Raw genomic sequence first — 25,515 nt, forward strand, 5'->3', positions numbered from 1 at the left:
AATTAACTAGCTCTTTTTTTTGCTTTAATAATCAGCATCATTGGGCGCCTTAGCTCATTTTGCCAACCCATTTGCTCAACCATTTCTTTTGGTGGTGTTGGTTCAATGAGTGCAGTGATCTCAAATCCCGCTTTTAATAATCCTGTAATATGTGTCTCAATAGTTCTGTGATATTTCACGACATCAGCACCGAGGAAGTGAGTATTTCGCTGACCTTCTTCGAAGTAATGATCTACTGGCCAATGTAAAGCTGCGCTTTCAGCATCATAGAACCAATCTTGTTGAGCACGTGCTGTAAATATAGGATGCTCAACCGAGTAGTAAAACTCTCCTAATGGCTTCAATAGATCGGCAGCTTTTTGAAATACCGCATCGATATCTTGAATATAATGAAGTGCTAATGAGCTGATAATTGTATCAAATGATGCTGTATCTGCTTGGAATGTTTCAATTGCTGTTTGCTGGTAGGTGACACGATCTGATGTAGTGATTCGTTTAGCTTTTTCTAGCATCTTTGCAGAGAGATCTATACCAATCACGGATAAGGCACCTTGTTCTGCCGCATATTGACAATGCCAACCGTAACCACAGCCTAAATCAAGCACACGCTTATCTTTCAAATTAGGCATATGTGTTTGAAATGTGCTCCATTCGCCAGCCGCTTTTAAACCTTCTACAGAACGGGGCATTTTTGCATATTCAGTGAAGAAGTTTGGATCGTCGTATTTATTTTGCTGCATATCAGAGATTCAAATTAAAATCGCTTGATAATTATCACATTTGTCATAAAAGAGCGTTGTATGCTTTTGTTTTCACTTTATAGGCTACGTTTTCTCTATAGAGGAGAAAAAGGCGACTAAAGCGTTAACAATCCTTAATGTATCCATTTTTATTTTGATGTATGCTGTCTTTGATTGTTAATAGATGTGAGTAAACATGCACTGCGATATTTATAGATCGAGCAAAAAAGATGAAATGTATATGTATATTGCTCGTCCAAACTATCCTGATGACAAAGAACAGGAAAACCCATTTGAAATTATTCCTGAGACTGTCTTAACCGCATTTGGTAAAGCGACTTTTGTCATGCATTTGGAACTCCATACAGAACGTAAGCTTGCTCGTGTAAATGTCCTACATGTTTTGGACTCTTTACAAACGAAAGGCTTTTTCATTCAAATGCCGCCTGAAGGGTTGATTAATCCAAATGCGGTAGAACCAGAGGGTCTGCGTGGTGCTTGAGACATTAACAGCAATATGGTCGCATATTCTTTCAGTACTGGATCAGTTTCCTGAAGAAAACGTTGCGATCATTGTTTATGTGACAGGAACACTCATCGCATTGTGGTGCTGGTATCGTTTGATGACACGTCTTCCAAATCCTATTGGTGGGGTTTTATGGATTATTGTGTTTGCGATTTTAGTTACCCCAACGGTTTCTGAAGGTCCAAATTCAGAGTTGGCTCCTGCGATTTTTGGATTGCTGTTTGGCGTGTTAACCAAAGAACAGTCACTTATTTGGGCAAATGCATCATTGATTCTATTTGTAATCGGTGTTGGGTTGCTCATTGGTTTCTGTTGGTCAAAATACACGATCAATAAAACTGCAAGTACAGTTTAGATACAAAGTTAAATATAGAAAAATAAGGTTTTTAAATGTCTGCTGATACACAACACTTCACTGGTACAGATCAATATATTGCTACCGATAGCCTAAAACTCGCAGTCAAAGCTGCGCGTGCTCTACAGAAACCACTCTTGGTTAAAGGAGAGCCAGGCACAGGTAAAACTTTGCTTGCTGAGCAAGTTGCGACAAGTCTTGGTTTAAAGCTCATTACTTGGCATATCAAGTCAACGACTAAGGCGCAGCAAGGTTTATATGAGTACGATGCTGTTTCACGCTTACGTGATAGTCAGTTAGGTGATGATCGTGTCTACGACATTAAAAACTATATTAAACCGGGTAAATTGTGGGAAGCATTTACCAGTGAAGAACGCTGTGTCTTGTTGATTGATGAAATCGACAAAGCTGATATTGAGTTCCCAAATGACTTACTGCATGAACTCGACAAAATGTCATTTTATGTTTACGAGACAGGTGAAACAATTACAGCGACACAGCGCCCAATTGTGATCATCACATCGAATAATGAAAAAGAACTTCCAGATGCATTCTTGCGCCGTTGTTTCTTCCATTATATTGAGTTCCCTAATGAAGCAACGATGCGTGACATCATTGCTGTACATTTTCCAAGTATTTCAAATACCTTAGTCAGTGAAGCATTACAAGTCTTCTTTAAGTTACGTGAAATTCCGAATCTGAAAAAACCACCATCAACGTCTGAATTGATTGATTGGTTAAGTTTGTTGATGGCTGATGATATGCCTGAAGATGTATTACGTAATCACGATAAATCAAAGGCGATTCCACCACTATACGGTGCGCTGATTAAAAATGAACAAGATGTACAGTTGCTTGAACGTTTAGCATTTATGTCACGCCGTTAAGAGTGTTTGCCAATGTTTGTGCGATTGTTTTACACCTTACGCAAATATGGTGTACCTGTAACAACTCGGGAGCTCATTGATCTCAATCAGGCAGTTGCTTCAGGTCTTGTATTTGCTGATCAGGAAGAATTCTATCAATTGGCTAAAACAGTTTTAGTCAAAGATGAACGCTTCTTTGATAAGTTTGACCGTGCTATGAAAGATTACTTTGATGGCATTGATACTTTTGATTTAGACGAATTGCTGAAACAAGTTCATAAGTTACCAAAAGACTGGTTTGATCTTGAATTACTCGAGAAACATCTAACACCTGAACAACGTGCCGAACTACAAAAAGCAGGTTCGCTTGAAGAACTGATGAAAATGTTGGAAGAGCGTTTACGCGAACAACATAAAAAACATCAGGGCGGCAATCGTATGATTGGTACAGGTGGAACATCACCTTTTGGTGCTTTTGGTGATCATCCAGAAGGTGTGCGAATTGGTGGGCCGGGTCGTAAACGTTCAGCTGTAAAAGTATGGGAACAACGTAAATACCAAAATCTTGATGATGATCAAGTGTTAGGTACACGTCAGATGCAAATTGCATTGCGTCGTTTGCGTAAATTTGCACGTCAGGGCGCAGCAGAAGAGTTAGATGTAGACGGTACGATTCGTGAAACTGCTAAACAAGGCATCTTAGATGTACAGCTCGTGCCTGAACGTCGTAACCGTATCAAAATTTTGATGTTGTTTGATGTGGGTGGTTCGATGGATGCCTATATTGCTGAGTGTGAAAAACTATTCAGTGCGGCAAAGTCGGAGTTTAAAACCTTAGAATATTTCTACTTCCATAACTGTCTGTATGATTATGTGTGGAAGGATAACCATCGCCGTAGTTCAACCCGTATGAATACTTGGGATTTGTTCCATACTTATGGACGTGATTATCGGGTTATCGTAGTTGGCGATGCCAGTATGGCTCCCTATGAATTAAAGTCTGCGGGTGGCTCAGTTGAATATATGAATGAAGAATCTGGGGAAGTATGGTTGAGACGTTTGCGTCAGAATTTTGATAAAACAGCATGGCTTAATCCTGAGATGGAAGGCTATTGGCATTACACGCAAACGATTCAATGGATTAAAGAAACTTTTGAAGATCATATGTATCCGATGACTTTAAAAGGCATTGAGGATATGACGCGATACTTATCTCGCTAAAATTTATATTAATACTTTATAAAAACAGGAATTGGAATGGAACATCATATTAACGGGATAGCTTTACCAAATGAAGCGGGCTTTTTTGGCGAGTTCGGCGGTCAATTTATTCCACCTCATTTAAAAGAGGCGATGGACGAGATCAATACAGCTTATGAAGAAATTCGTCATACAGCTGAATTTCAAAATGAGTTAAATGATCTGTTCAAAAATTATGTAGGACGCCCAAGTCCATTATTCTATGCAAAACGCTTATCTGAACAACTTGGTGGCGCGCAAATTTATTTAAAGCGTGAAGACCTGAATCATACAGGCGCACATAAAATTAATCACTGTCTTGGTGAAGCTTTACTTGCTAAATATATGGGTAAAAGCAAAGTCATTGCAGAAACAGGTGCTGGTCAACATGGTGTCGCGTTGGCAACGGCTTGTGCATTGGTTGGTATCCCATGTGAGATTCATATGGGGCAAGTCGATATTGAAAAAGAACATCCAAATGTCGTGAAAATGAAAATTTTGGGTGCTAAGCTTGTTTCAGTCACACAAGGAACTGCAACACTAAAAGATGCGGTAGATAGTGCTTTCGAAGAATATTTAAAAGATCCGAAAAACTATATTTATGCAATCGGTTCTGTGGTGGGGCCACATCCATTTCCAAAAATGGTTCGTGATTTCCAATCAATTATTGGAAATGAAATTAAAACTCAGGCAAATGAACGTTTTGGTCAACATCCTGATTATGTAGTGGCTTGTGTTGGTGGTGGTTCAAATGCAATTGGCGCTTTTACTGCCTTTTTGAATACGCCAGAAGTAAAACTGGTAGGTGTTGAACCTGCTGGACATGGTTTGGATACAGATAAACACTCCGCAACGCTAACTTTAGGTAAACCCGGTCAGATCCATGGTATGGCTTGTTACGTGCTTGAAGATGAAAAAGGTGAACCACTGCCTGTGCATTCAATTGCTTCGGGATTGGATTATCCCGGTGTTGGGCCACAGCATAGTTATCTTAAAGAACTTGGTCGTGTACAGTATGAAACAGCGACTGACCAAGAATGTTTAGATGCATTTATGACACTTTCTCGTGTTGAAGAGATTGTTCCTGCTTTAGAAAGTTCACATGCAGTTGCTTGGGCTTTACGTGAAGCGCCAAAGTTAGATAAAAATATCAAGATCGTAGTAAATTTATCTGGGCGTGGCGATAAAGACTCAGATTATGTTGCTGAAAAAATAGGTTTGTAAGTCTAATATTCCACGATGTTAACTAAAAAACCGCCTTGATCATAGGCGGTTTTTTTTCTGTTAAATAAGGCTGAATCCCGTTAGAATAAAGCGTTTTTGCAATTCGCATTTTGGAGACGCCTAAGTGGAGCGACCTACAATCAGCCCTGAACATTTACAAGAAGCGGCTGAAAACCTAGTCAGCATTCGAGATTTCATCCGTTTCGGTGTGACAGCACTTCGTCAATACGATGCACACTTAGGTCAAGGTACAGAAGATTATTTTGCAGAAAGTTCAGCGATTGTCTTGCAAACGCTTTCACTTGAGTGGAATGCAGATGCTGAAATCTTGGATGCGAAGCTTTTACCTAGTGAAAAAGCTGAATTCCTCAGCTTATTAGAACGCCGTATTAATGAGCGCGTTCCAACATCTTATTTATTAAACCTTGCTTATTTCTTCAATAAGCCATTTTATGTAGATGAGCGTGTGCTTATTCCTCGTTCTCCAATAGCAGAATTGATTGAACAGCGTTTTGCACCATATTGCTTAGATGAAAATGGTCAAATGTTGGAAGCCTTAAATAGCCTGCCTGAGCACCAAAATCCTAAAACACCTCAACGTATTCTTGATATGTGTACGGGTTCGGGCTGTATCGCAATTGCGCTTGCTTATGCTTATCCAGATGCAGAAGTGGATGCGACTGATATTTCAAAAGAAGCATTGGAAGTTGCTTCAATCAATGCAGAACATCATGATAAACAATATCAAGTCGCATTACTTGAATCTGATTTATTCTCAAAAATTCCAGCTGAAAATCAATATGACTTGATTGTGAGCAATCCACCGTATGTGGATGCTGAAGATATGGCTGATTTACCAGAAGAGTTTTTACATGAACCTGAACTTGCACTTGCAGCAGGTCAAGATGGTTTGGACTTAGTTCGCAAAATGTTAGCTCAAGCAGCCGATTATTTAACTGAAGATGGTCTGATTGTAATTGAAGTGGGTAATTCTGAATGGGCAATGCGTCAGAACTTCAATACAGTTGACTTCCATTGGTTAACTTTCCAGAAAGGTGGTTCAGGTATTTTTGCGTTAACTGCTGAACAATGCCGCCGTTATAAAGAAATATTTCAGCAATCAGTTCAAAATTAAGTAAGGGGCTAAAATATGGCAGGGAATAGTATTGGGCAACTCTTTCGAGTAACAACATGTGGTGAATCACATGGTGTTGGTTTGATGGCAATTGTCGATGGTGTGCCGCCGGGTCTTGAACTTTGTGAAGAAGATTTGCAAAAAGATTTAGATCGCCGTAAACCGGGTACATCAAAGTTTGCGACACAACGTAAAGAGCCTGATCAAGTCGAAATTATCTCAGGTGTTTTTGAAGGTAAAACGACAGGTACATCGATTGGTTTATTGATACGTAATACAGATCAAAAATCTAAAGATTATGGCAATATTGCTCAAACTTTCCGTCCAGGCCATGCAGACTATACTTATACGCATAAATACGGTTTCCGTGATTATCGTGGTGGTGGTCGCTCTAGTGCGCGTGAAACTGCAATGCGTGTTGCAGCAGGCGCGATTGCTAAGAAATATTTAGCTGAAAAGTTTGGTATTGATATTCGTGGACATGTGACACAAATCGGTAATGAAGTCGCAGAGAAATTAGATTGGGCAGAAGTGCCGAATAATCCTTTTTTCTGTGGTGATGTAGATGCAGTTCCTCGTTTTGAGCAACTTGTCACTTCTTTGCGTGAGCAAGGTACAAGCTGTGGTGCAAAACTAGAAATTGTTGCTGAAAAAGTACCTGTAGGCTGGGGTGAACCAGTCTTTGATCGTTTAGATGCAGACATTGCACATGCCATGATGAGCATTAACGCCGTAAAAGGTGTTGAGATTGGTGATGGTTTTGCTGTTGCTGGTCAGTTTGGGCATGAAACGCGTGATGAGCTCACCACAGATGGCTTTCTTGCAAATCATGCTGGTGGAATACTTGGCGGAATTTCAAGTGGACAAACAATTCGTGTTGCGATTGCATTAAAACCAACGGCAAGCATTACGACACCGGGCAAGACGATTACAATCGACCGTGAAAATACTGATGTACTCACCAAAGGTCGTCATGATCCGTGTGTGGGGGTGCGAGCAACACCAATTGCTGAGGCGATGTTAGCAATTGTTCTGATGGATCATTTTATGAGAAATCGTGCACAAAATGCTGACGTATTGTCACCATTTAAACCAATCGAGCCTTAATATAATAGACCCATTGGTAAAATATTATCAGTGGGTCTTTTTAATGATAAATTAATTTAAATAAAAAAATTATTAAATATTTTTAAATAATAATTAAAATATTAAAGTGCCTCAGAAATGACATTATCTGAAGTTGCAATATGGTATTGATTTCGACCATTACTTTTCGCGATGTATAATGCATGATCTGCCTGTGATACAAACTCCGAAAGGCTATCATTTAAATGTGGAGTCATCGTAGCTACGCCAACGCTGATCGTAACATGCTTGGATACACTGCTTTTCGGGTGGTTAATCGCAATCGTTCGTACAAGTTCCATTAAACGCTGAACTTGGATAATTGCTTGTTCTTTATCTGTCATGGAGAACAGTAACAAAAACTCTTCACCGCCATAACGCGCAGCAAGATCACCACTTCTTGATGCGATTGAGCCGAGCAGGATTGCAATTCTGCGAAGACATTGATCGCCTTGAATATGTCCTAACGTATCGTTGTAAAGTTTAAAAAAGTCGATATCAATCATCATGATCGTAATTGGAACTTCATGGCGAATGGCACGTTTCCATTCATTTTCAAGCACTTCATCCAAATATCGACGATTTGCTAAACCAGTTAATGCATCTTGTTGAGATAGGATTGAAAGCTGTTGAGCTTGACGCATTAATTCTAGACGGTTTAATTCAAGCATGCAGTTTTGTAGATAATTTTCTCGATGTTGACGATCTGTGGCATAGGCCAGTGCCATGCCGAGAAAACTACTAAATGTATAAGTTCTGTTCAAGAAAGTCCAATCAATAGAACCACTTAGTGCTGTACTTGCAATCACACCAATTAAGCCACCACACCAACCCGCGATAATCGCAGTATAGAATCTCATTCCAACAAAGCCGTAAATGATGACAACTGCATACATCATAGCTGCATGGAATAGAACATTGTTCTGACCTTGCTCTAAAACGTTAATTAGAGTGAACGTAATGGCTACAGCACCCATAGACCCTAAACCCACATAATGATCAAACCATTTATTGAGTTTTGGAACAAAGGCGAGGACCCATGCGATCGAAATAATGACCCCAACCCAACCATAAAATGCAACCCATGTCAGTCGGAGATCTTCAGGCAAAACTTGATAGGTACCAAAGCTAAGATATAAATATAAACCTAAGATAATTGGCGCACGATAGCGAAACTCATGTGCAGCTTCATTTCTGTACTGATCTCGATAAATTACTTCTAATTCTTTAGGAAACCAAACTAAATTTAGCCCGCGAGAAATTAGTAAGTCGATTTGTTCTTGTCCCAATATATTGGAAGCTTTCAACTTCATCTTATCTCTCACCACTCCCAATGTTTTTATAAATGTAAAATAGGGATTACTTTTTACTACGTTACACCCAATTAAATAAAATGTGTATTAGATAATAAAAAATATTTATTTACTACCCAAATCAACTTTTTATTATTAGAAATTTATATACTTTTCGAATATATACCTAGACTTTACATCTAAATAATATAATTATTCAACCTGATAAAGGTGAATCGAATAAAAACTGTTACAAATTAAATAACATTGTTTGTATATTTGCTGTATTAGGATACAATTTATAAAAAAGCAACAATCATGGAACGTGATTGAATTAAGTCATACGAAATAGGATGCATCGCAATGACTGCTATGAATCAATATGGAACAAAACTAGAAATTACGACTCATTCAGAATGGTCCCAGCGTTTTTGGGATGATCTTGTGCCAGCTAAAGAACGGGTAAGTAAACACCCTCTATTCTTAGACATGGCAAATGGTACTTTAAGCCTTGAGTGTTTCCGTTCAGCACTTTTAAATTTTTATCCTTTGGTCGCTCATTTTCCGTCGTATATGGCTGGGGCTTTAGCAAAAGCGACAGCATTTTCGTTAGACGGTGTAACTGAGACTAGAGACTGGCTCATTCAAAATATTAAAGTGGAAGAGCGTCACTTGAACTGGTATCAGGATTGGGCTGGGGGATTCGGTTTAACAGTCGAAATGCTGAATGAAGTAAGACCTCCAGCAGCCATGAATGCAGTAAATCACTTTCTATGGGATATGAATTTTCGTGGCACTTTAGCGGAAAGTATCGCAGCTACAAATCTTGCAATTGAATGGGCGACAGGTGACTGGACAATTCAAGTATATAAAGGTATACAGACATATACAGAGCACCCTGAAGTCAATATTAATAAAAGATCTTTAGCTTGGTTACGAGCTCATGCACATTATGATGATTTACATCCATATGAAGCGATGGAACTTATCAAAAGATTGTGTGACAAAGATCCTGTATTGCAGAAAAAAGCATTTAGAGCAGCTCAAGATGGTCTGGCATATTATGAATTGGCTTTGGATGAGTGCTATAAACTACAGCATAAGAATTAAAAGAATTTAAGGATAAAACTGTCACATAGTTGGGGGCTATGTGACAGTTTTTTTATGCTTACTCATCAAGGCAATGGTCGCATTTTTTCATCAAAATTTTCTATTAAAGGAAATGTTAATGGTTCTAAGTTCTGTAGATCATTTAAATAGGCTTCAAAATTTATAAGTATATTTTGTCGATCTTCATTTGAAATGTAAGGAACATGGTAAGCAATAAAGGGCGGTAGTACCTCAAAACCAGCGTAGGCAAGTGTTCCGCGTTGAATGGGAGATAGATATTCTGCAATTGAACCATGTATCGCATTTTCGCCAAACATATAATCGCGACCGCCTAAAGTGAAACATAACATTGCTTTTTTACCAGCCATGCCACCATGATTGTAAAAACGTTTTCCACCATAAAATAGACCAGAAACAAAAACACGATCAATCCAGCCTTTTAGGATAGCAGGTACAGATGTCCAATAAAGTGGAAAACTAAAGATGAGTAGGTCGGCACGTTTAATTTTTTCGATTTCAACTTGAATATCTGGTGCTAAGGAATTTTGCTTGTAAGCATGTCTTTGTTCTAAGGCATAGTTAAAATATTCAGGTTGATTGAGGTTTGCAAAGTCATTCTGTGAGGCAATTGGATTAAAGTTCATCGCATATAAGTCTGAAACTTCAACGCTATGGCCTTGTTCTTCAAATACACACTGAGCTTTATCTTTTAATGCAGTAGTGAAGGATTTTGATTCAGGATGAGCATGAACAATAAGAATATTCATAGATAGAATACCGTCGTAATTAATTTATTTGACTCCTAATACTATGCCGTAGTCGTAAAAACTGGCATAGTTCATGAACCGCCAGTTTTTACCATTTTATGCCAATTTAAATTCCAAGGAAGAAAAATGTCTGCTAAATTGCCTGGTACTTATGTCAATCTGTTAGTTGATGCCTTACGGGCTAGAAATCTTTCAGTAGAGCAATTATTGGGTGACTTCGATATTGAAATGGAAGATATAGAAGCCCCATTTTGGTATGTAAATCTAAATGTTTTCAATGAATTAATTGATAGTTCGATCATTTTCACTGAGGATCAGTTGCTGATTATTCATATGGCGAAGTCTATGAAAGCCTCTTGCTATGGTCATGTTGGGGTTGCGGCTGTAGCTGCTGAAAATTTGTTGCAAGCAATCAAAATACTTGAAAAATTTATAGGACTACATTGCTCGGTATTCAAGCCTGTTTTAAAAATCAAAGAGAACAAAGCCTACATTTATTTTGATCAATCATTCATTTCAGAAAATCTAAGTAACAATGGATTATTATTTTCCATTTTAGGATTTGCCAGTTTAATTAAAGATTTGCTTAAAAGTGATATTAAAATTCAAGCCAATTTCACACAGGTTGATGTATTTTACTCTAGTAATATCAATCAATTGTTAGGTTTTGAGTCTCACTTTAGTCAAGAAAGTAATTGCTTGATATTCGATAAAGCGTTTTTAACCAATCAGTTGCCAACAGCAGATGAAATAGTTTTTAGGTTGCTAAAGGAACAATGTGAGCGTGATGTAAAACGACAAATCATAAAAAAAGAGAAGCTAAACAGCACGAAGATTTTAGTTAAAGAGTTACTTCACGGTTCTCAAGATTATAGTGTTAATTTGAACCAAGTAGCTCTAGAACTAAAAACATCTGTTAGAAGTTTGCAGCGTCAGCTTGCATCTGAAGAAACCTCATTTCAGATTGTGTTAGCTGAGGCTCGTAGAGAGCACGCTGAGAAATTGTTAAAAAGTACAAGGTTATCTATCCAAGAAATATCTAATATTTTAGGTTATGCAGATATTTCTCATTTCACAAGAGCATTTAAGAAGTGGGTAGGTTTAACACCTACAATCTATAGAAAAGCATAAGCTTTAATTTTGATTCAGTTAAATTTTCTCAGTTAAAAGAACAGATTAGCCCTTTATGTTGAATGCTATCTGTTCTGAAAATTAGACAAAACGCTTTTTTCTTAAACTTATAATGCCTTCAGCTACGAGTGCACAAACCGCTAACCAAATTCCGATATAAGTCGGCCATTCTGCTGGCTTGATTGTTTCGCCAAGCAAGATAGAAACCATCAATAATAATACTGGCTCAACATATACTAGAAGACCAAAAAGGCTAAGATTGAGATGAGGAGCCGAAAGAGATTGGAATCCTAAAGCTAGTGCGCTGATGAGTCCTAGACCTAAAATCAGCCAAAGCGTGTCAAAAATAGAGCCTAATTCACCTAAAAAAACTCCACCTTGTAATATGAAAAAGAAACTGATTGGTAGGCTGAACACCATATCAAACCAAACGCCACCAATATTATTAGTATTGGTCTTTTGCCTTAACCAAAAGTAAACTGGATAGCCTAAACAAATTAGTAAAGTTGGCCATGTTAATGTTTTTGATATAACCAGCATATTAATAATGCCAAGTATTGCAAAAAAGCAGGATAACTTTTGTAATCGTGACATTTTGTCTTTAAATGCTATACGACCCAAAATCACCATAGTAATTGGCATGATAAAATAGCCTAAGGAAACATCAAGTCCATAGCCATTGCTAGGTGCCCACATAAATAACCAGAGCTGTATTCCAATCAAAAAAGACGATAAAAAACGAGTTAAAAAGAAGTAGCGTTCGTTGTGTAGGCGTTTGTAAATAGTGATGACTTGCGACCAATTTCCTTGAACAATAATGAAAAGTGTCAGACATGGTAATGTGAGTAATATACGCCAACCGTAGATTTCATTTCCTTGTAATGAATGGAGTAGGGTGGTATAAGCAAACATTAATGCAAATAATAAAGAGGCAATTACATTAAATGTTATGCCAAGAACTGTATTTGATTGAGTATGCATAGATCTGTACTAATTGAATTATTTAAACGATATTTTATTTCAGTTTTATTGATAATTAGGCTCTAATTTCTTAAGATAAATGAGAAAATTTCTCATGGTGCTGAGTAATATGGTTTTAGATAAATTCGATTATTCATTGCTGAAACTGCTTCAAAAGGATTGCTTGATTCCATTACGTGAATTAGCAGAAGCTGTGCATTTATCAACGGCTTCGGTACAACGGCGTATTCAAAAGTTGCGTGAAAACAGTTATGTCGTTGGAAATGTTGCCGTACTTGATCCAGATCAACTTAATCAAGTGATCACAGTTATCGTCGAAGTTAGGCTTAATAAAACGCACAATACAGATCTTGATGTAATTAAAGAAAGTTTTTCTAGTTCGGAGATACAACAATGTTATTACGTCACTGGTGAAGCAGATTTTATGCTTGTTTTATTAGTCCCAAGTATGAAGCGCTTTCAGGAGGTTTGTGATGAATTATTTCACAATAATTCTAATGTCGAATGGTTTAAGACAACGGTTGTATTGGATCGGGTAAAAGTATCTTTAGATGTTCCAAATATAAACTCTGAAAGTTAATAAGGAACAAAGATTTGGTCATAAGCTAGAGTCTTAGATATTTTATTTAACATAAAATGAAGTTATGCGACTTCAGAATGACTTAATCAGTGAATTTTTTGATATGAAAATTAATGGGATTGGGGTTACTTCGCTTGATCAAGAAATGAAAATGAAGGATCAACAGTTAGTACGTGTTGGTAGTGATGTATTAGGGGCTTTTGATGATGAAGTCATTACTGCACTTGCGAATACTCAGGATTTAATTGGTGCAGTTTTAAGGGTTCACTTTTGTTTAGAAGAATTTTTAAATATTTGGTGTAATAAAGTCACAAGTAATAAAGATTTTTTTGATTTCGGTTTTATTGGATTTGATAAAAAAATAAAGATTGCAGTAAAACTAGGATTACCTGAAAACCTATCGGTTATTTTTAAGTTATTCAATTCAATTAGAAATAAGTATGCCCATGATACTTCCGCTCAAATTACAATGGAGCAACTAAACGATATTAGAGTGAAAATCGATAATCTTCCAAATTTTGGATCACAGCCGATACCAAAATGTGATGATCCATCATTTGAAAGCCTAGTTGGAGATAAAGTTTTATCTTGGAATGGTATAAATATTTCGACTAAAGATAGGATTGTGTTCTTGTACTTGGTTTTTTCAATGAAAATATTAGGATCTTATGTTGTTGAGTTTCACAAAAGAAACATACCATTTAATTATGCTCGTTGATAAAAAAAGAGTCCACGTTATTTTCAGCATAACTTATATTATGTTCATCACGTTACTGAGCTGTGGCAACAAACAGGTTGTGTAGGCCACAGTCTTTAGATATTATATTTAACATAATATACATTATACGAAGTAATTTAATTCAACCATTTGATATATAAAACTTATTATTCTTCGCTGACCTTGATATCTTTAAGAACTGGCTTTGGCGGTGTGCATGTAAAATCAAATTCGAACTCAAGATCAAATAAAAAGTTGTTCTTTTGCATCTTTGGCTTCCATATTTGATTCAGGAAATGGAATGGCTGCATGAATGTTTAAATTATCTTATGGCGTTGGAACACCTTTGTTTGTGCCATAGAAAAAACTAAATGATGCAAAATTAAGGTTGGTTGACTAATGTTTAATACGGTCAAAATTAGTTGCTGTCAGTTTTTAAAAACCTTCACATATGCAGGATTTGTATCAGTTTCAGTGTATTATGAGACAAGATTTATCATTTAATTCATTCAAGTATGTCAAATCCTCTGTCTGGGAATACTCAAGTTGGCACAGTATCTTCTTTTTCCGAGCTTATAGAAACAAGTTTTCATGGAGATATGAATGCTATTTGCTGGTCAAGATACTTGGTTGGTGATTTTCAAGAAATTGTTAATAAACTTGATCTTAAAGAAGATATTACTGAAGTTTCTGAGGAAGATCTTTTAGAATTACAGCTTTCAGAAGATGGTAATTTAGCGAGAGAAATTATTTTAAAAGATATACATTATCTTACTGATTTCGGAGCCTCACCTTCTTTAAATTTACTCAAATGTTACGAACGTGATAACGAGTTAGATTTCATTTCTACTGATGTATATTCATACCATATTGATCGATCACCAATAGAAACAGACACTTTTTTATGCACTTATTACGGTGCTGCAAGCGATATTATTCCTAATAGTCAGGTTCAACAAAAAGTTTGTATACCTGAGATTAGAAATAAACTTAAGGCATTATATGATGGTCCTGAAGCTGAATTTGAAAACTTTCTAGAGGAAAATTTTTTTGATTTGCATTATCAGCCTAAACCAGATGCAAAACCGATAAATTTAGGTCTAGGAAATCTTTGGCGGTTGGCTGTTGATCATCCTACTCAACACGTATTACCTTGTGTTCATAGAGCGCCCGTAGAAAATAAGGGTGAATATAGGCTGCTGTTGATTTGTTAGAGATTAGAGGTAACTCAGAGATTGTTTGCTTGATTACAAATAATATTTTAACAATATAAACAATTGTTTAAACAACTTCTGTCTGTCCAACTTGATGATAAGCACGATTAAAGTAAACTAGGCTTTGATCATGAAGACTCTGTTTTATCGCTACAATCCGACACATAAAAATACTATGTGTTCCAATTTCTTGAATTTGATCAATTTCACAATCAAAACTTACTAAAGCATCATCTAAAACTGGCGCACCAGTTTCTAATTCAGTCCAAATACCATGTTTAAATCGTTCTTCTGGGCTTAATCTTGAAGAAAATACTTTAGACATGTGCTCATGGTGAGCGGCTAATACATTAACGGTGAGTATTTTATTGTCGACAAAGTGAACATGTGAGCTAGAAGCAAGATTCATACACACCAATAATGTTGGAGGTGTATCTGTCACGCTGCACACAGCGGATGCAGTGAAACCGTAACGACCAGACATGCCTGCAGTAGTCACGACACTTACTGCACTTGTTAACAAAGACATTGCATTTCTAAAGTCAGTTGCTTCAATCATCACATTGTTCCTAAATTGAATCGTATCTTTTTCAAATTTAGCGATACGATTACTTCATGTTGCATCATTTAAATAAGTACTATTAAAGCTTATTTTGTCTAAGTTACGCATAGAGTTAAGAATTTGACTATATGTATCAAATACTTAACTCTTTAAACACTTAGAGATTAAGTTAATTGCCCAATAGCTCTTTACGGACAATCTCTGCACCAGCACTCAATGCATTTAATTTACCTCTCGCAACGTCACGAGACAACGGCGCCATGCCACAGTTTGTACAAGGATAAAGCTTATCCGCATCTACAAATTGAAGTGCTTTTCTCAAAGTATTTGCAACTTCTTCTGGTGTTTCAATAGTATTGGTTGCTACATCAATCGCCCCAACCATCACCTTTTTACCTCGGATGAGTTCAAGTAGATCGATTGGCACGCGTGAATTGTGACATTCTAACGAGATCAGGTCGATATTAGATTGTTGTAGCTTCGGAAAAGCTTCTTCATATTGACGCCATTCAGAACCAAGAGTTTTCTTCCAATCTGTATTAGCTTTGATACCATAACCATAGCAAATATGAACCGCAGTTTCACACTTTAGGCCTTCAATCGCTCTTTCTAAAGTTGCGATTCCCCAATCGTTCACTTCATCAAAGAACACGTTAAATGCTGGCTCATCAAACTGGATAATATCAACACCAGCAGCTTCTAATTCACGAGCCTCCTGATTCAGGATCTTCGCAAATTCCCAAGCTAGTTTTTCACGACTTTTATAGTGACCATCATAAAGCGTGTCAATCATAGTCATAGGCCCAGGAAGCGCCCATTTAATCGGTTGATTGGTTTGTTGACGTAAAAACTTAGCATCTTCAACAAAAACAGGCTTTTGGCGAGATACATCACCTACAACTGATGGAACGCTAGCATCATAACGATTACGGATTCTTACAGTTTCACGCTTTTCAAAGTCTACACCATTGAGATGTTCAATAAAGGTCGTAACAAAATGCTGACGGGTTTGCTCACCATCGCTGACAATATCAATACCAGCATGTAATTGCTCTTGTAATGACAAACGTAGTGCATCTTGTTTGCCTTCAATCAACTGCTCTCCTTCTAATTTCCAAGGAGACCAAAGTTTTTCAGGTTCAGCTAACCAAGATGGTTTTGGTAAGCTGCCAGCAGTTGAAGTCGGTAATAATCGTTTCATAATAAAAATCTTGTCTATACTAAGTTATACAACAGCGTAATTTGCAGCCCATTGATCAAGGATATTTTGATATCGTTTGATGAACTGCTCTTCTGTAAATTTGCCTTGCTTAACAGCCAGCTGGCTACGCTCTTCGCGATCGTAAACAATTCGTGTCAATGAGTAATCTTGATGTTTCAAGCTTGGTTGATAATATTTACCTGCTGGAGAATTTGCATTGTAGATCTCTGGACGGTAAATCTTTTGGAAGCTTTCCATTGTGCTGATGGTACTGATCAGTTCAAGATCGGTGTAATCATTGAGCAAATCACCACGGAAATAAAATGCTAAAGGTGCAACGCTATTTGCAGGCATGAAATAACGCACTTCTAAGCCCATTTTTGCAAAATACTCATCTGTTAATGAATATGCATCTTGCTCATATTCAACACCGAGTATCGGGTGTTGGTTTGCAGTTCGATGATAAGTCTTCGTTGTTGAAACGCTGAGACAAATAACTGGTGCTTTAATAAAGTTGTTGCTATAAGTTTCTGAGTTTACAAATGATTGGAAAATCTTACCGTGTAGCTCGCCATAGTTTTCAGGCGTGCTAAATGTCGCTTGATCTTTGTTATGCTCTAGCAGTAATACGCTAAAATCATAATCACGAACATAAGATGAAAAATTATTGCCAACGATACCATCGATGCGTTTATTGGTTTTTCGATCAAGAATATTTGTTTTTAAAATTTCGATTGTCGGGAATGTCTCTCCCTTGCCTTCTACATCTATATCTACTGAAATAATTTCAAGCTCAAGTGCATAACGATCAGCATTTGGGTTGTCCCAATGTGCTAACGAATTGAAACGGTTATTAATCATTTGTAGTGTATTACGCAAGTTTTCTTGACGACTTGCCCCTCTCGCTAAATTCGCGAAGTTTGTTGTGATACGCGTATTGTTTGACGGATGATAGTTTTCATCGAAACAAATGCTTTTTATCGTAAATGCAAATTCTTTACTCATTTTGATCTACTACCTAATGTTTGAGAGATAACTTAAATTTCTTGTTGTAATTTATACCCGAATCAATACATGAATAAAAATGATATTGTCTCAGTCAAAGATGAATGAAATTCATGATGTGAAATTTATTAATAGAACGTGAAAAGTGGAGCATTTTTTTAATTGATTTATGGAAGATAAGTTATGAGCAAAGAATGATTATTTTCTACGACGATTTATAACTAGAATTTTTTTATTGTGAATGAGATAGTTTTTAAAGCCATTAAAACTCATTTTATTTTAACGGCTTAATTTTCTAGTTTAGTTGGTCTTTAGAATTGGTCCAGATGTCTGTGCATCGGAATCATGCCAAACACTTTCATTTTGGTGTTTAGGATCTCCTTCTAGCTTGAAAGTAATAAAGCCTTGTTTAAATATTAATCCACCATCACTCGTTTTGGCTTTTACCTCCTGCCCGTTGACCCAAACCTTTTGATTATGATCAACGTGAATTTTTGCTACTGTTTGGCCTGTATTTGAATTTTTTGCAGTCCAAATTCCAGTATAAGAGTTTGTATTTATTACTGTATTATTTAAAAAACCAGCTTTTGCATTTTCTGCTTTAGATTTATTGATGTCACAACCCTGCATCTCAGAAACTTGTGTACATCCAGAGCGCTCAAGTTTAGCTCTGTATTTCGCATCAATTGCATAGGCTGGATTTATCATGCATAACGTAGTTAAACCGATAGACGTTGTTAAGATAATTTTCTTCATTGTATAGATACCTTTTAGAGTTATTTGTGATGTGATCTTTTTAAATTGATTATGTTATTTGCTTTGCGCGATTTGATTTTAACATCCCTTCACTCATAAATAATGAATATCTTACTTTAAGGGTTTTTTTAAGTTTCTTATGGATACAAAAAAACTGTCTGAGCGAAACACTCAGACAGTTTTAAACAGATTAAAGTTGAGTTTTTTAGAAGTTAACAGTCCAAGATAGTTGAGCTGTTCTCGGTGCGCCGAGGAATAAATAATCATCGCCAAAGAAACTACCTGCATCACGCCAGTATTTTTTATTAAAAAGATTATCTACATTGAGTCTTAACGTATTTTCATAGCCATAAGCATTGAAGTTGTAAGCTGCACCAGCATCAAAGACACTATAACCAGAAACTTTTACTGTTCCTGTCTTATTGGCATATTTACTACTACTGTATCGCATCCCCGCTAATAGACGTAAGCCTTCAAACTGCGGAACTTGATAAGAAAGATGCGTGGCAAAGCGTACTTTAGGTACATTTTGTGTTTGATGACCTTGATAGTCTGTTACTTCTAAGTCTTTTAAGCGAGAACGTGTCAGTGCGAGCGTCGAGCTAATATCTAAGTTTTGACCTACACGCCCTTGTAGACCTAATTCTAAACCAAGATTATTTTGCTTCCCTTCTGAGACAAAATCACCCATCGTATTGGTATATTGATGATTTTGTCTTAGGTCAAATAATGCCGCAGTGAAGAGCAAAGACTGCCATTCTTGTTTTACGCCTAATTCAAATTGTTTAGAACGGAGTGGTGCTAAGGTTGCGTATGCATTATTTGCAAACCACGGCGCTTGGGCGCCATCACTTAAACCTTTGGCGTAGGAAGCATATAGATGAGTGTGTTCCCAAGGCTGATACATCACGGCGAACTGTGGTAAGAAGCGATTTAAATCCGTGTCACGAATAGTACTACCCTCAGCATCAAATGCTTTTTCATTTAAATGCAACAGTTTTCCACCTACTAGCATAGACCATTCGCGATTAAAGTCGATTTGATCAAGTAGGTTCAAAGCAGTTTGTTGACTATCTAATGATTTATAGCGATTACCTAAAGCAACATCTGTAGGACTGTAATTCACCGTATTGGTATAAATATTTCCTGTGCCAACCAGTTCATTGATCGGATCATGTTGTGCATGGCGCTTATAACTATTCGTTAAATCGAGACTAAGTGTATGCTGCACAGTGCCAGTATTAAATTTACCGTTTAAACCCGCCTTGAACTGATTAGTGAGATAGCTATCATCTGGGCTACGGAAATCATAAATATCGTAGTTTCCCTTTTGATCAAAGGTATTGCCTAAACCTGTAAATTCACAAATCTCACTATAACAACCCCACGGGAATGCTGAATAGTCATCAACGACCACACGGCTTTGTGAAGCTGATAAGTTTGCCGTCCAGCTATCATTGATTTTATAAAGATATTTGAGGTTAGCATTTAAACTTTCATTGGTAACTGGTTTACTCCAACTTTGGTGACCAAGTAAGCGATCCCATTCGACACCAGTAGGAACAGTTTTCCCATCAAGTAGTTGATAACCCGGAACTGAGCGCTGACGTTGGCGTTGTGACTCAATATCAAACTCTAATTTAGAGCGATCAGAAAGATTCCAATCAAAAGCAATCGAACCGAATAAACGTTGTCCATTTGCATGTTCTACATATGGATGAATTTCTTCTTTCGCGATATTTACACGATAACCAAACTGTTGATTTTGTCCGAATAAGCCACCTAGATCTGTTGCAACACGATAACCACCCTGACTATCTGTTTCCAAAGTGAGAGCACGAATCTCTTTAGGACGTTTAGTAACATAGTTTACAACACCAGCTGGTGTAGACATACCGCTCTGAATCGCACTAATCCCTTTTAAAATTTCAACTTGTTCTTTATTTTCAAGGGCGACGTTTTGTTCACCACGAATTAAGTTCCCATTCAATAAATAGCTTGAACCAGCATTTAAGGCAAAACCACGCATCATGAAATTTGAATAGTAGCCAATCGGTGCATAGCCATCACCTACTGCTGCATCATTTTTCACGATGTCAGTTAATGTTTTGGCATGTTGATCAGCAATTTGTGTTACTGTAATCGTGTTGATTGATGCTGGAATTTCAGCAAGATTTTGTTGAGTAAATCCTGATAAATTCACTGTGGGTGCATAATAGGCGGATTGTGAGGCTTGAGCAGTGAGTTTGATGGTTTCGAGCTGTTGAATATCATTTTCAGCTTCAGCATGTGCCGCAATTGAGCTAAGTCCCAAGCAAGAAAATGAACCAACAGCCAACAGTGCTTTTTGTAAATGAGAAAATGAAAATGGATATATATTCACAGTAGTCGCCTAACCCAAAAGAAAATCATATAGCTTGAATTTTTCGGGCATGAGTATTCACAATTTTTGTTATTTGAACAAGCATCTTCTATGACATATTTCAGCGATGTAGATCTTCAATCTCGCCATGATTTAGCCATATATTGAAGATTTTTTGCTTAATCAATGAATGATTATATATTTTTGTTTTGTATGTGGCTGATTTTTCATAGGTTTTCTGTCATTTTATAATCTCGCTAATGCCTATTTCACAGTCAAAACGATATACAAGTACCTCAGCTGTGATTAATATTTTTTCCGATAAAGCAATAGTCTGACAATTACAAAGCATGCTAATATTTTCAAACTGACAATCCATCATGTCAAAAAATAAAAGGTATTGGTTATGCTAAAAATGCAACAAATTAAAATCACCCAAGAATTTAATGCACCTGTAGAGAAAGTTTTTGCGGTGCTTAGCGAACATGAAAACTTAAATAAGCTTTTCGCACCAGCAAAAGTAACGCGCTTGAGTGATGGTAAAGATGCTCGAAATGGCGTTGGCTCTGCACGTAAACTGTCTATTCCTTTAGCCCCCTCATTTGTTGAAACGAACTTAGTTTATAAAGAAAATGAACTGATCGAATATGCTATTACGAGTGGTATTTCGCCAATCAAAGCACATCGTGGTGTAATGAAATTTAGTGATCTTGGAAATAATCGTAGTCGTTTGGACTATACGATTAGCTTTAAAGGTCGTGTGCCATTTATTGGTCCAATTATCAAATTGGCATTACAAAATGGTGTGAGCCGTGGACTTAAAAAACTAAAAGTGTAAGTTTTAAAGAAATATAAATTTCTCTAATCTTTAAAGCCAACTTCCACAATTTTTATTGTGGGAGTTTTTGTTTGCAGTCTTGGTTAACTTTTCTTTGAAAATGGTTGTCAACAATAACATTTAGTTCATTTTTACGATAAATTAGCATAATAGAATGATTTTATTTAGGGAAAAGGATGACACTGAAGCAGTTAAAAGCATTTCTAGCACTCGCACGTACTTTAAATTACGCCAATGCTTCGCTTGAACTGCACTTGAGTCAGTCCGCTTTGAGCTTAAGTATAAAAAGTCTAGAAGATGAATTGGGCGGAAAGCTCTTTAATCGTAATACACGCCGTGTAGAACTCACACAAGAAGGTAAATCACTCATTCCTTATGCTAAGAAGTTGTTGGCAAATTGGGATGAGATGGAAAATGACGTTAAACAACGTTTCAAGTTGAATCGTGGCACTCTCAGTATTGCATCAATGCCTTTCGTAACCCATGCGATTTTACCAGAAGTTATCCATGCTTTTTTGATACAACACCCCAATCTTAATTTCTCCATCCATGACATTCCAAATGAAACGATCATTGAAAAAGTTCAGGATGGTATTTTTGAAATAGGCATTTGTTTTGAGCCTGATTTGAGTGAGGGTTTAGAGTTTAAAGCGCTATTTGAAGAAGACTTCTTAGCGTTGTTACCGAAGTCGCATCCTCTCGCTAGTTCGAGCGCTATTACTTGGCAACAGCTTTTTTCTAATCCATTTGTTACCTTACAAAAGCCTTCGATTGTTCGTTATTTAATTGAGCAGAACTGCCTGAGAAATGAAATGACACTTGATTTGAAAGTAGAATGTCATCAAATCTCTTCTTTATCGAGTTTTGTGGCACATGGTATCGGGGTAAGTGCGATTCCTCGACATTTTGCCAAACACATCGATCAACAGCAGAATGTTCTGCTTGAGCTTGAATCAGAAACGATCCATAAAACAGTGGGTATTGTTTATAAAAAGAATTTTGAAATGTCGAATATTTCAGAGCAATTCATAGATGCCTTACTACAGCATAAATTTTAAAAATTAAATTATTTTGCCGATAATTTTTAGGGTATTCAGTTTAATTTAACTTTTATGCATATAAATCAATTTTTTATTTAATTGTTTTCTACATGGTATTTCATTTAAAACTATCATTTATTAATTTTCCTCATTAATCCTTTAAAAAAATCAACTTCTACATCAAAAAGCGAAGTGCTAATAATAAAAATGTTAAGGGACAACAGGAAAAATAACACAATGAATAAAGTTTATAGCAATGCAGAGGATGCCCTCAAAGGGATTGTTTTTGACCATCAGACACTTGCTGTTGGCGGTTTTGGATTGTGTGGAATACCAGAAGAACTAATAACCGCAGTAAAGCAAAGTGGTGTCAAAGGACTTACTTGTATTTCTAACAATGCTGGCGTTGATGATTTCGGTTTAGGTGTTTTGCTACAAACCAGACAGATCAAAAAAATGATCTCCTCTTATGTTGGTGAAAACAAAGAGTTTGAACGCCAGTATCTCAATGGTGAGCTAGAAGTTGAACTTACTCCACAAGGAACTTTGGCTGAAAAACTACGCGCTGGCGGTGCGGGTATTCCTGCTTTCTACACTCAAACTGGTGTTGGTACCTTGATTGCTGAAGGCAAAGAACAGCGATCTTTTCATGGCAAAAATTATATTTTAGAAGAATCACTCACAGCTGATGTGGCATTGGTTAAAGCTTACAAAGCAGATAAAGCTGGTAATTTGATTTTCCGAAAAACGGCCAAAAATTTCAATCCTGAATGTGCTATGGCTGGCAAGATCACCATCGTTGAAGTTGAACAAATTGTTGAAATCGGTGAGCTAGATCCAGATGAAATTCATTTGCCAGGAATTTATGTCAATCGCATTATTTTGAATGCAACCCCAGAAAAACGTATTGAACAAAAAACATTAAGCATGGAGGCGGTATAAATGGCTTGGTCTCGTAATGAAATGGCACAACGTGCCGCACAAGAACTCGAAGATGGTTTTTATGTCAATCTTGGAATTGGGTTACCTACCCTTGTTGCTAACTATATTCCAAAAGATATGAATGTTTGGCTTCAATCAGAGAATGGTTTGTTAGGTATCGGAGAGTTTCCAACTGAAGCAACATTAGATGCTGATTTAATCAATGCTGGAAAACAGACGATTACTGCGCGTGCAGGTGCTGCATTCTTCTCTAGCTCTGAATCTTTTGCCATGATTCGTGGTGGTCATGTGAATATTGCAATTTTGGGTGCAATGGAAGTCTCTGAACAAGGCGATTTGGCCAATTGGATGATTCCAGGCAAAAAAGTAAAAGGTATGGGCGGCGCAATGGATTTAGTTGTTGGCGTGCAAAAAGTTGTGGTGTTGATGGAACACTGCGCTAAGGATGGAACAGCTAAAATTGTGAAAAATTGCAGTTTACCGCTCACTGGTCAAGCAGTAGTCCATCGAATTATTAGTGATTTAGGCGTGATGGATATTACGGCACAAGGTGTTGAACTGATTGAACTTGCCAAAGATGTCAGCTTAGAGCAAATAAAAGCCGCTACAGGTGTGCCATTAATTTTTAATAAATCATTAGTTGCTTAATTTTATTATGACATTGCTCTAGTTTTTCTAGAGCTTTTTTAAGTCTATAAGTTATTTAAAGAGAATATAAACATGAGTTCAATTGTGATTGTATCTGGTAGCCGTACTGCAATGGGCGGTTTTCAAGGGAGCTTGTCATCTTTAACTGCGCCTGAGTTAGGTGCAGCTGTGATTCGAGAATCTGTTCAGAGAGCAGGTATTACACCCGATCAAGTGAATGAAGTCATTTTCGGTTGTGTATTGAGTGCAGGGATTGGACAAGGCCCTGCTCGTCAAGCAATGCGTAAAGCTGGATTGCCAGATCATGTTGGTGCTGTAACGATCAATAAACTTTGTGGTTCTGCAATGAAAGCGGTATTGATGGCATCTGATACATTAAAAGCTGGCGGCGCAAATATTGTGGTTGCGGGTGGTATGGAATCTATGACCAATGCGCCGTATATCTTACCCAAAGCGCGCGGCGGTTATCGTATGGGGCATGGTGAGATCAAAGATCATATGTTTTTAGATGGTCTTGAGGATGCTGAAACAGGCCGTCTAATGGGTTCTTTTGCACAGGATATGGCAAATACCAAAGGTTTCACCCGTGAACAAATGGATAATTTTGCAATTTCTTCGCTCAAAAAGGCTCAGGCTGCAATTACGGAAGGATATTTTAAAGACGAAATCGTTCCAGTCGAAATCAAGACGCGTAAAGGTACAGAAGTTATTGATCAAGATGAGCAGCCATTAAAAGCGAATCTCGACAAGATACCAACCTTACGACCTGCTTTTAGCAAAGATGGTACGATTACAGCAGCCAATTCGAGTTCGATCTCTGATGGTGCTGCAGCTTTAGTACTTACGACAGAAGATTATGCTCAAGTAAATGGTTTGGGTGTTCTTGCAAAAATCGTAGCAACATCAAGTCATTCACAACATCCTAGTGAATTTACCATTGCTCCGATCAGCGCGATTCAAAAAGTACTTGATCATGCTGGCTGGTCTGTGGATGAGGTTGATCTTTGGGAAATTAATGAAGCCTTTGCGATGGTTGCAATGGCGCCTATTTATGAATTAGGAATCGACGAAGCGAAAGTGAATATTCATGGTGGTGCATGTGCTTTAGGTCATCCAATCGGTGCGACAGGTTCCCGGGTACAGCCGAGATACGTGTAA

25 protein-coding genes and 1 pseudogene are annotated in these 25,515 nt (G+C 37.2%); 17 read left to right on the forward strand and 9 right to left on the reverse strand.

All coding sequences use genetic code 11. The annotated features are described in order from the left end of the window. Positions 1 to 2 precede the first annotated feature (2 nt). Complete coding sequence (locus tag F959_RS09310) at positions 3 to 740, reverse strand: class I SAM-dependent methyltransferase (protein WP_004879454.1); 738 nt, start codon at positions 738 to 740, stop codon at positions 3 to 5. A gap of 196 nt (positions 741 to 936) precedes the next feature. On the opposite strand from F959_RS09310, the gene F959_RS09315 reads away from it, so the two are divergent. The 7 genes from F959_RS09315 (at position 937) to aroC (ending at position 7,192) form a co-directional block, all read left to right on the forward strand. Next, positions 937 to 1,242, forward strand: coding sequence for a YcgL domain-containing protein (locus F959_RS09315; RefSeq protein WP_004879455.1), 306 nt, complete (start codon positions 937 to 939; stop codon positions 1,240 to 1,242). Then, positions 1,235 to 1,621, forward strand: coding sequence for a hypothetical protein (locus F959_RS09320; RefSeq protein WP_007483283.1), 387 nt, complete (start codon positions 1,235 to 1,237; stop codon positions 1,619 to 1,621). Before F959_RS09315 ends, F959_RS09320 begins: the two co-directional genes overlap by 8 nt. A 35-nt stretch (positions 1,622 to 1,656) precedes the next feature. After that, positions 1,657 to 2,508: an AAA family ATPase gene (locus F959_RS09325; RefSeq protein WP_004879457.1), complete on the forward strand. Its 852-nt coding sequence runs from the start codon at positions 1,657 to 1,659 to the stop codon at positions 2,506 to 2,508. Positions 2,509 to 2,520: 12 nt separating this feature from the next. Then, positions 2,521 to 3,708, forward strand: a complete 1,188-nt coding sequence (locus F959_RS09330) for a vWA domain-containing protein (protein WP_004879461.1) — start codon at positions 2,521 to 2,523, stop codon at positions 3,706 to 3,708. A 36-nt stretch (positions 3,709 to 3,744) separates the two neighbouring features. Then, positions 3,745 to 4,950, forward strand: coding sequence for a tryptophan synthase subunit beta (trpB, locus tag F959_RS09335; protein ID WP_004879462.1), 1,206 nt, complete (start codon positions 3,745 to 3,747; stop codon positions 4,948 to 4,950). 124 nt (positions 4,951 to 5,074) lie between these two features. Next, positions 5,075 to 6,085, forward strand: coding sequence for a 50S ribosomal protein L3 N(5)-glutamine methyltransferase (gene prmB / locus F959_RS09340; protein ID WP_004879463.1), 1,011 nt, complete (start codon positions 5,075 to 5,077; stop codon positions 6,083 to 6,085). Positions 6,086 to 6,100: 15 nt separating this feature from the next. Continuing rightward, positions 6,101 to 7,192, forward strand: coding sequence for a chorismate synthase (aroC, locus tag F959_RS09345; protein WP_004879464.1), 1,092 nt, complete (start codon positions 6,101 to 6,103; stop codon positions 7,190 to 7,192). Between the two features lie 101 nt (positions 7,193 to 7,293). On the opposite strand, the gene F959_RS09350 is transcribed toward aroC, so the two are convergent. After that, positions 7,294 to 8,523, reverse strand: coding sequence for a GGDEF domain-containing protein (locus F959_RS09350; protein ID WP_004879465.1), 1,230 nt, complete (start codon positions 8,521 to 8,523; stop codon positions 7,294 to 7,296). A 342-nt stretch (positions 8,524 to 8,865) separates the two neighbouring features. Between F959_RS09350 and F959_RS09355 the strand changes: the two genes are divergently transcribed. Then, complete coding sequence (locus F959_RS09355; RefSeq protein ID WP_004879466.1) at positions 8,866 to 9,612, forward strand: iron-containing redox enzyme family protein; 747 nt, start codon at positions 8,866 to 8,868, stop codon at positions 9,610 to 9,612. Positions 9,613 to 9,677: 65 nt separating this feature from the next. Here F959_RS09355 and F959_RS09360 read toward each other — a convergent pair whose 3' ends face one another. Next, positions 9,678 to 10,379 (reverse strand): NAD(P)H-dependent oxidoreductase, encoded by a 702-nt coding sequence (locus tag F959_RS09360; RefSeq protein ID WP_004879471.1) that lies wholly within the window; start codon positions 10,377 to 10,379, stop codon positions 9,678 to 9,680. A 126-nt stretch (positions 10,380 to 10,505) separates the two neighbouring features. On the opposite strand from F959_RS09360, the gene F959_RS09365 reads away from it, so the two are divergent. Beyond that, a complete protein-coding gene (locus F959_RS09365; protein ID WP_004879472.1) occupies positions 10,506 to 11,510 on the forward strand; it encodes an AraC family transcriptional regulator in 1,005 nt (334 codons plus the stop codon). Positions 11,511 to 11,591: 81 nt separating this feature from the next. Here the strand turns inward: F959_RS09365 and rarD are convergent, their stop codons facing one another. Then, positions 11,592 to 12,491, reverse strand: a complete 900-nt coding sequence (gene rarD / locus F959_RS09370) for an EamA family transporter RarD (RefSeq protein WP_004879473.1) — start codon at positions 12,489 to 12,491, stop codon at positions 11,592 to 11,594. A 109-nt stretch (positions 12,492 to 12,600) separates the two neighbouring features. Here rarD and F959_RS09375 point away from each other — a divergent pair, with 109 nt between their 5' ends. The 3 genes from F959_RS09375 (at position 12,601) to F959_RS09385 (ending at position 15,003) form a co-directional block, all read left to right on the forward strand. Beyond that, positions 12,601 to 13,071, forward strand: a complete 471-nt coding sequence (locus tag F959_RS09375; RefSeq protein ID WP_029424840.1) for an Lrp/AsnC family transcriptional regulator — start codon at positions 12,601 to 12,603, stop codon at positions 13,069 to 13,071. A 103-nt stretch (positions 13,072 to 13,174) separates the two neighbouring features. Next, positions 13,175 to 13,789 carry a hypothetical protein gene (locus F959_RS09380; protein WP_227499168.1) on the forward strand — a complete coding sequence of 205 codons (615 nt, stop codon included), beginning with the start codon at positions 13,175 to 13,177 and terminating at the stop codon, positions 13,787 to 13,789. 515 nt (positions 13,790 to 14,304) lie between these two features. Next, positions 14,305 to 15,003 carry a hypothetical protein gene (locus F959_RS09385; RefSeq protein ID WP_004879476.1) on the forward strand — a complete coding sequence of 233 codons (699 nt, stop codon included), beginning with the start codon at positions 14,305 to 14,307 and terminating at the stop codon, positions 15,001 to 15,003. Positions 15,004 to 15,070: 67 nt separating this feature from the next. Here F959_RS09385 and F959_RS09390 read toward each other — a convergent pair whose 3' ends face one another. The 5 genes from F959_RS09390 to F959_RS09410 form a co-directional block, all read right to left on the reverse strand. After that, positions 15,071 to 15,562, reverse strand: a complete 492-nt coding sequence (locus F959_RS09390; protein ID WP_004879477.1) for a flavin reductase — start codon at positions 15,560 to 15,562, stop codon at positions 15,071 to 15,073. 172 nt (positions 15,563 to 15,734) lie between these two features. Further along, a complete protein-coding gene (locus F959_RS09395) occupies positions 15,735 to 16,766 on the reverse strand; it encodes a methionine synthase (RefSeq protein ID WP_004879480.1) in 1,032 nt (343 codons plus the stop codon). Positions 16,767 to 16,790: 24 nt separating this feature from the next. Next, a complete protein-coding gene (locus F959_RS09400; protein ID WP_004879481.1) occupies positions 16,791 to 17,771 on the reverse strand; it encodes a DUF1852 domain-containing protein in 981 nt (326 codons plus the stop codon). Positions 17,772 to 18,071: 300 nt separating this feature from the next. Beyond that, the gene (locus tag F959_RS09405) at positions 18,072 to 18,527 is read right to left on the reverse strand and encodes a hypothetical protein (RefSeq protein WP_004879483.1); all 456 of its coding nucleotides are present in this window, start codon (positions 18,525 to 18,527) and stop codon (positions 18,072 to 18,074) included. Between the two features lie 205 nt (positions 18,528 to 18,732). Then, entirely contained in the window at positions 18,733 to 20,910 is a 2,178-nt protein-coding gene (locus F959_RS09410) for a TonB-dependent siderophore receptor (RefSeq protein WP_004879485.1), read from the reverse strand. A 385-nt stretch (positions 20,911 to 21,295) separates the two neighbouring features. Between F959_RS09410 and F959_RS09415 the strand changes: the two genes are divergently transcribed. The 5 genes and pseudogenes from F959_RS09415 to F959_RS09435 all read left to right on the forward strand — a co-directional run. Continuing rightward, on the forward strand, positions 21,296 to 21,727 hold the full coding sequence (locus tag F959_RS09415) for an SRPBCC family protein (RefSeq protein WP_004879486.1): 432 nt from the start codon (positions 21,296 to 21,298) through the stop codon (positions 21,725 to 21,727). A gap of 176 nt (positions 21,728 to 21,903) precedes the next feature. Next, positions 21,904 to 22,785, forward strand: coding sequence for a LysR family transcriptional regulator (locus tag F959_RS09420; RefSeq protein ID WP_004879487.1), 882 nt, complete (start codon positions 21,904 to 21,906; stop codon positions 22,783 to 22,785). 219 nt (positions 22,786 to 23,004) lie between these two features. Next, a complete protein-coding gene (locus tag F959_RS09425; RefSeq protein ID WP_004879488.1) occupies positions 23,005 to 23,709 on the forward strand; it encodes a CoA transferase subunit A in 705 nt (234 codons plus the stop codon). Continuing rightward, positions 23,710 to 24,357, forward strand: a complete 648-nt coding sequence (locus tag F959_RS09430; protein WP_004879489.1) for a 3-oxoacid CoA-transferase subunit B — start codon at positions 23,710 to 23,712, stop codon at positions 24,355 to 24,357. 72 nt (positions 24,358 to 24,429) lie between these two features. Further along, positions 24,430 to 25,497: pseudogene (locus tag F959_RS09435) on the forward strand (thiolase family protein); the annotation flags it as partial. Positions 25,498 to 25,515 lie beyond the last annotated feature (18 nt).

Origin of the sequence: Acinetobacter venetianus RAG-1 = CIP 110063, assembly GCF_000368585.1 — a bacterium.
Classification (GTDB): Bacteria; Pseudomonadota; Gammaproteobacteria; order Pseudomonadales; family Moraxellaceae; genus Acinetobacter; species Acinetobacter venetianus.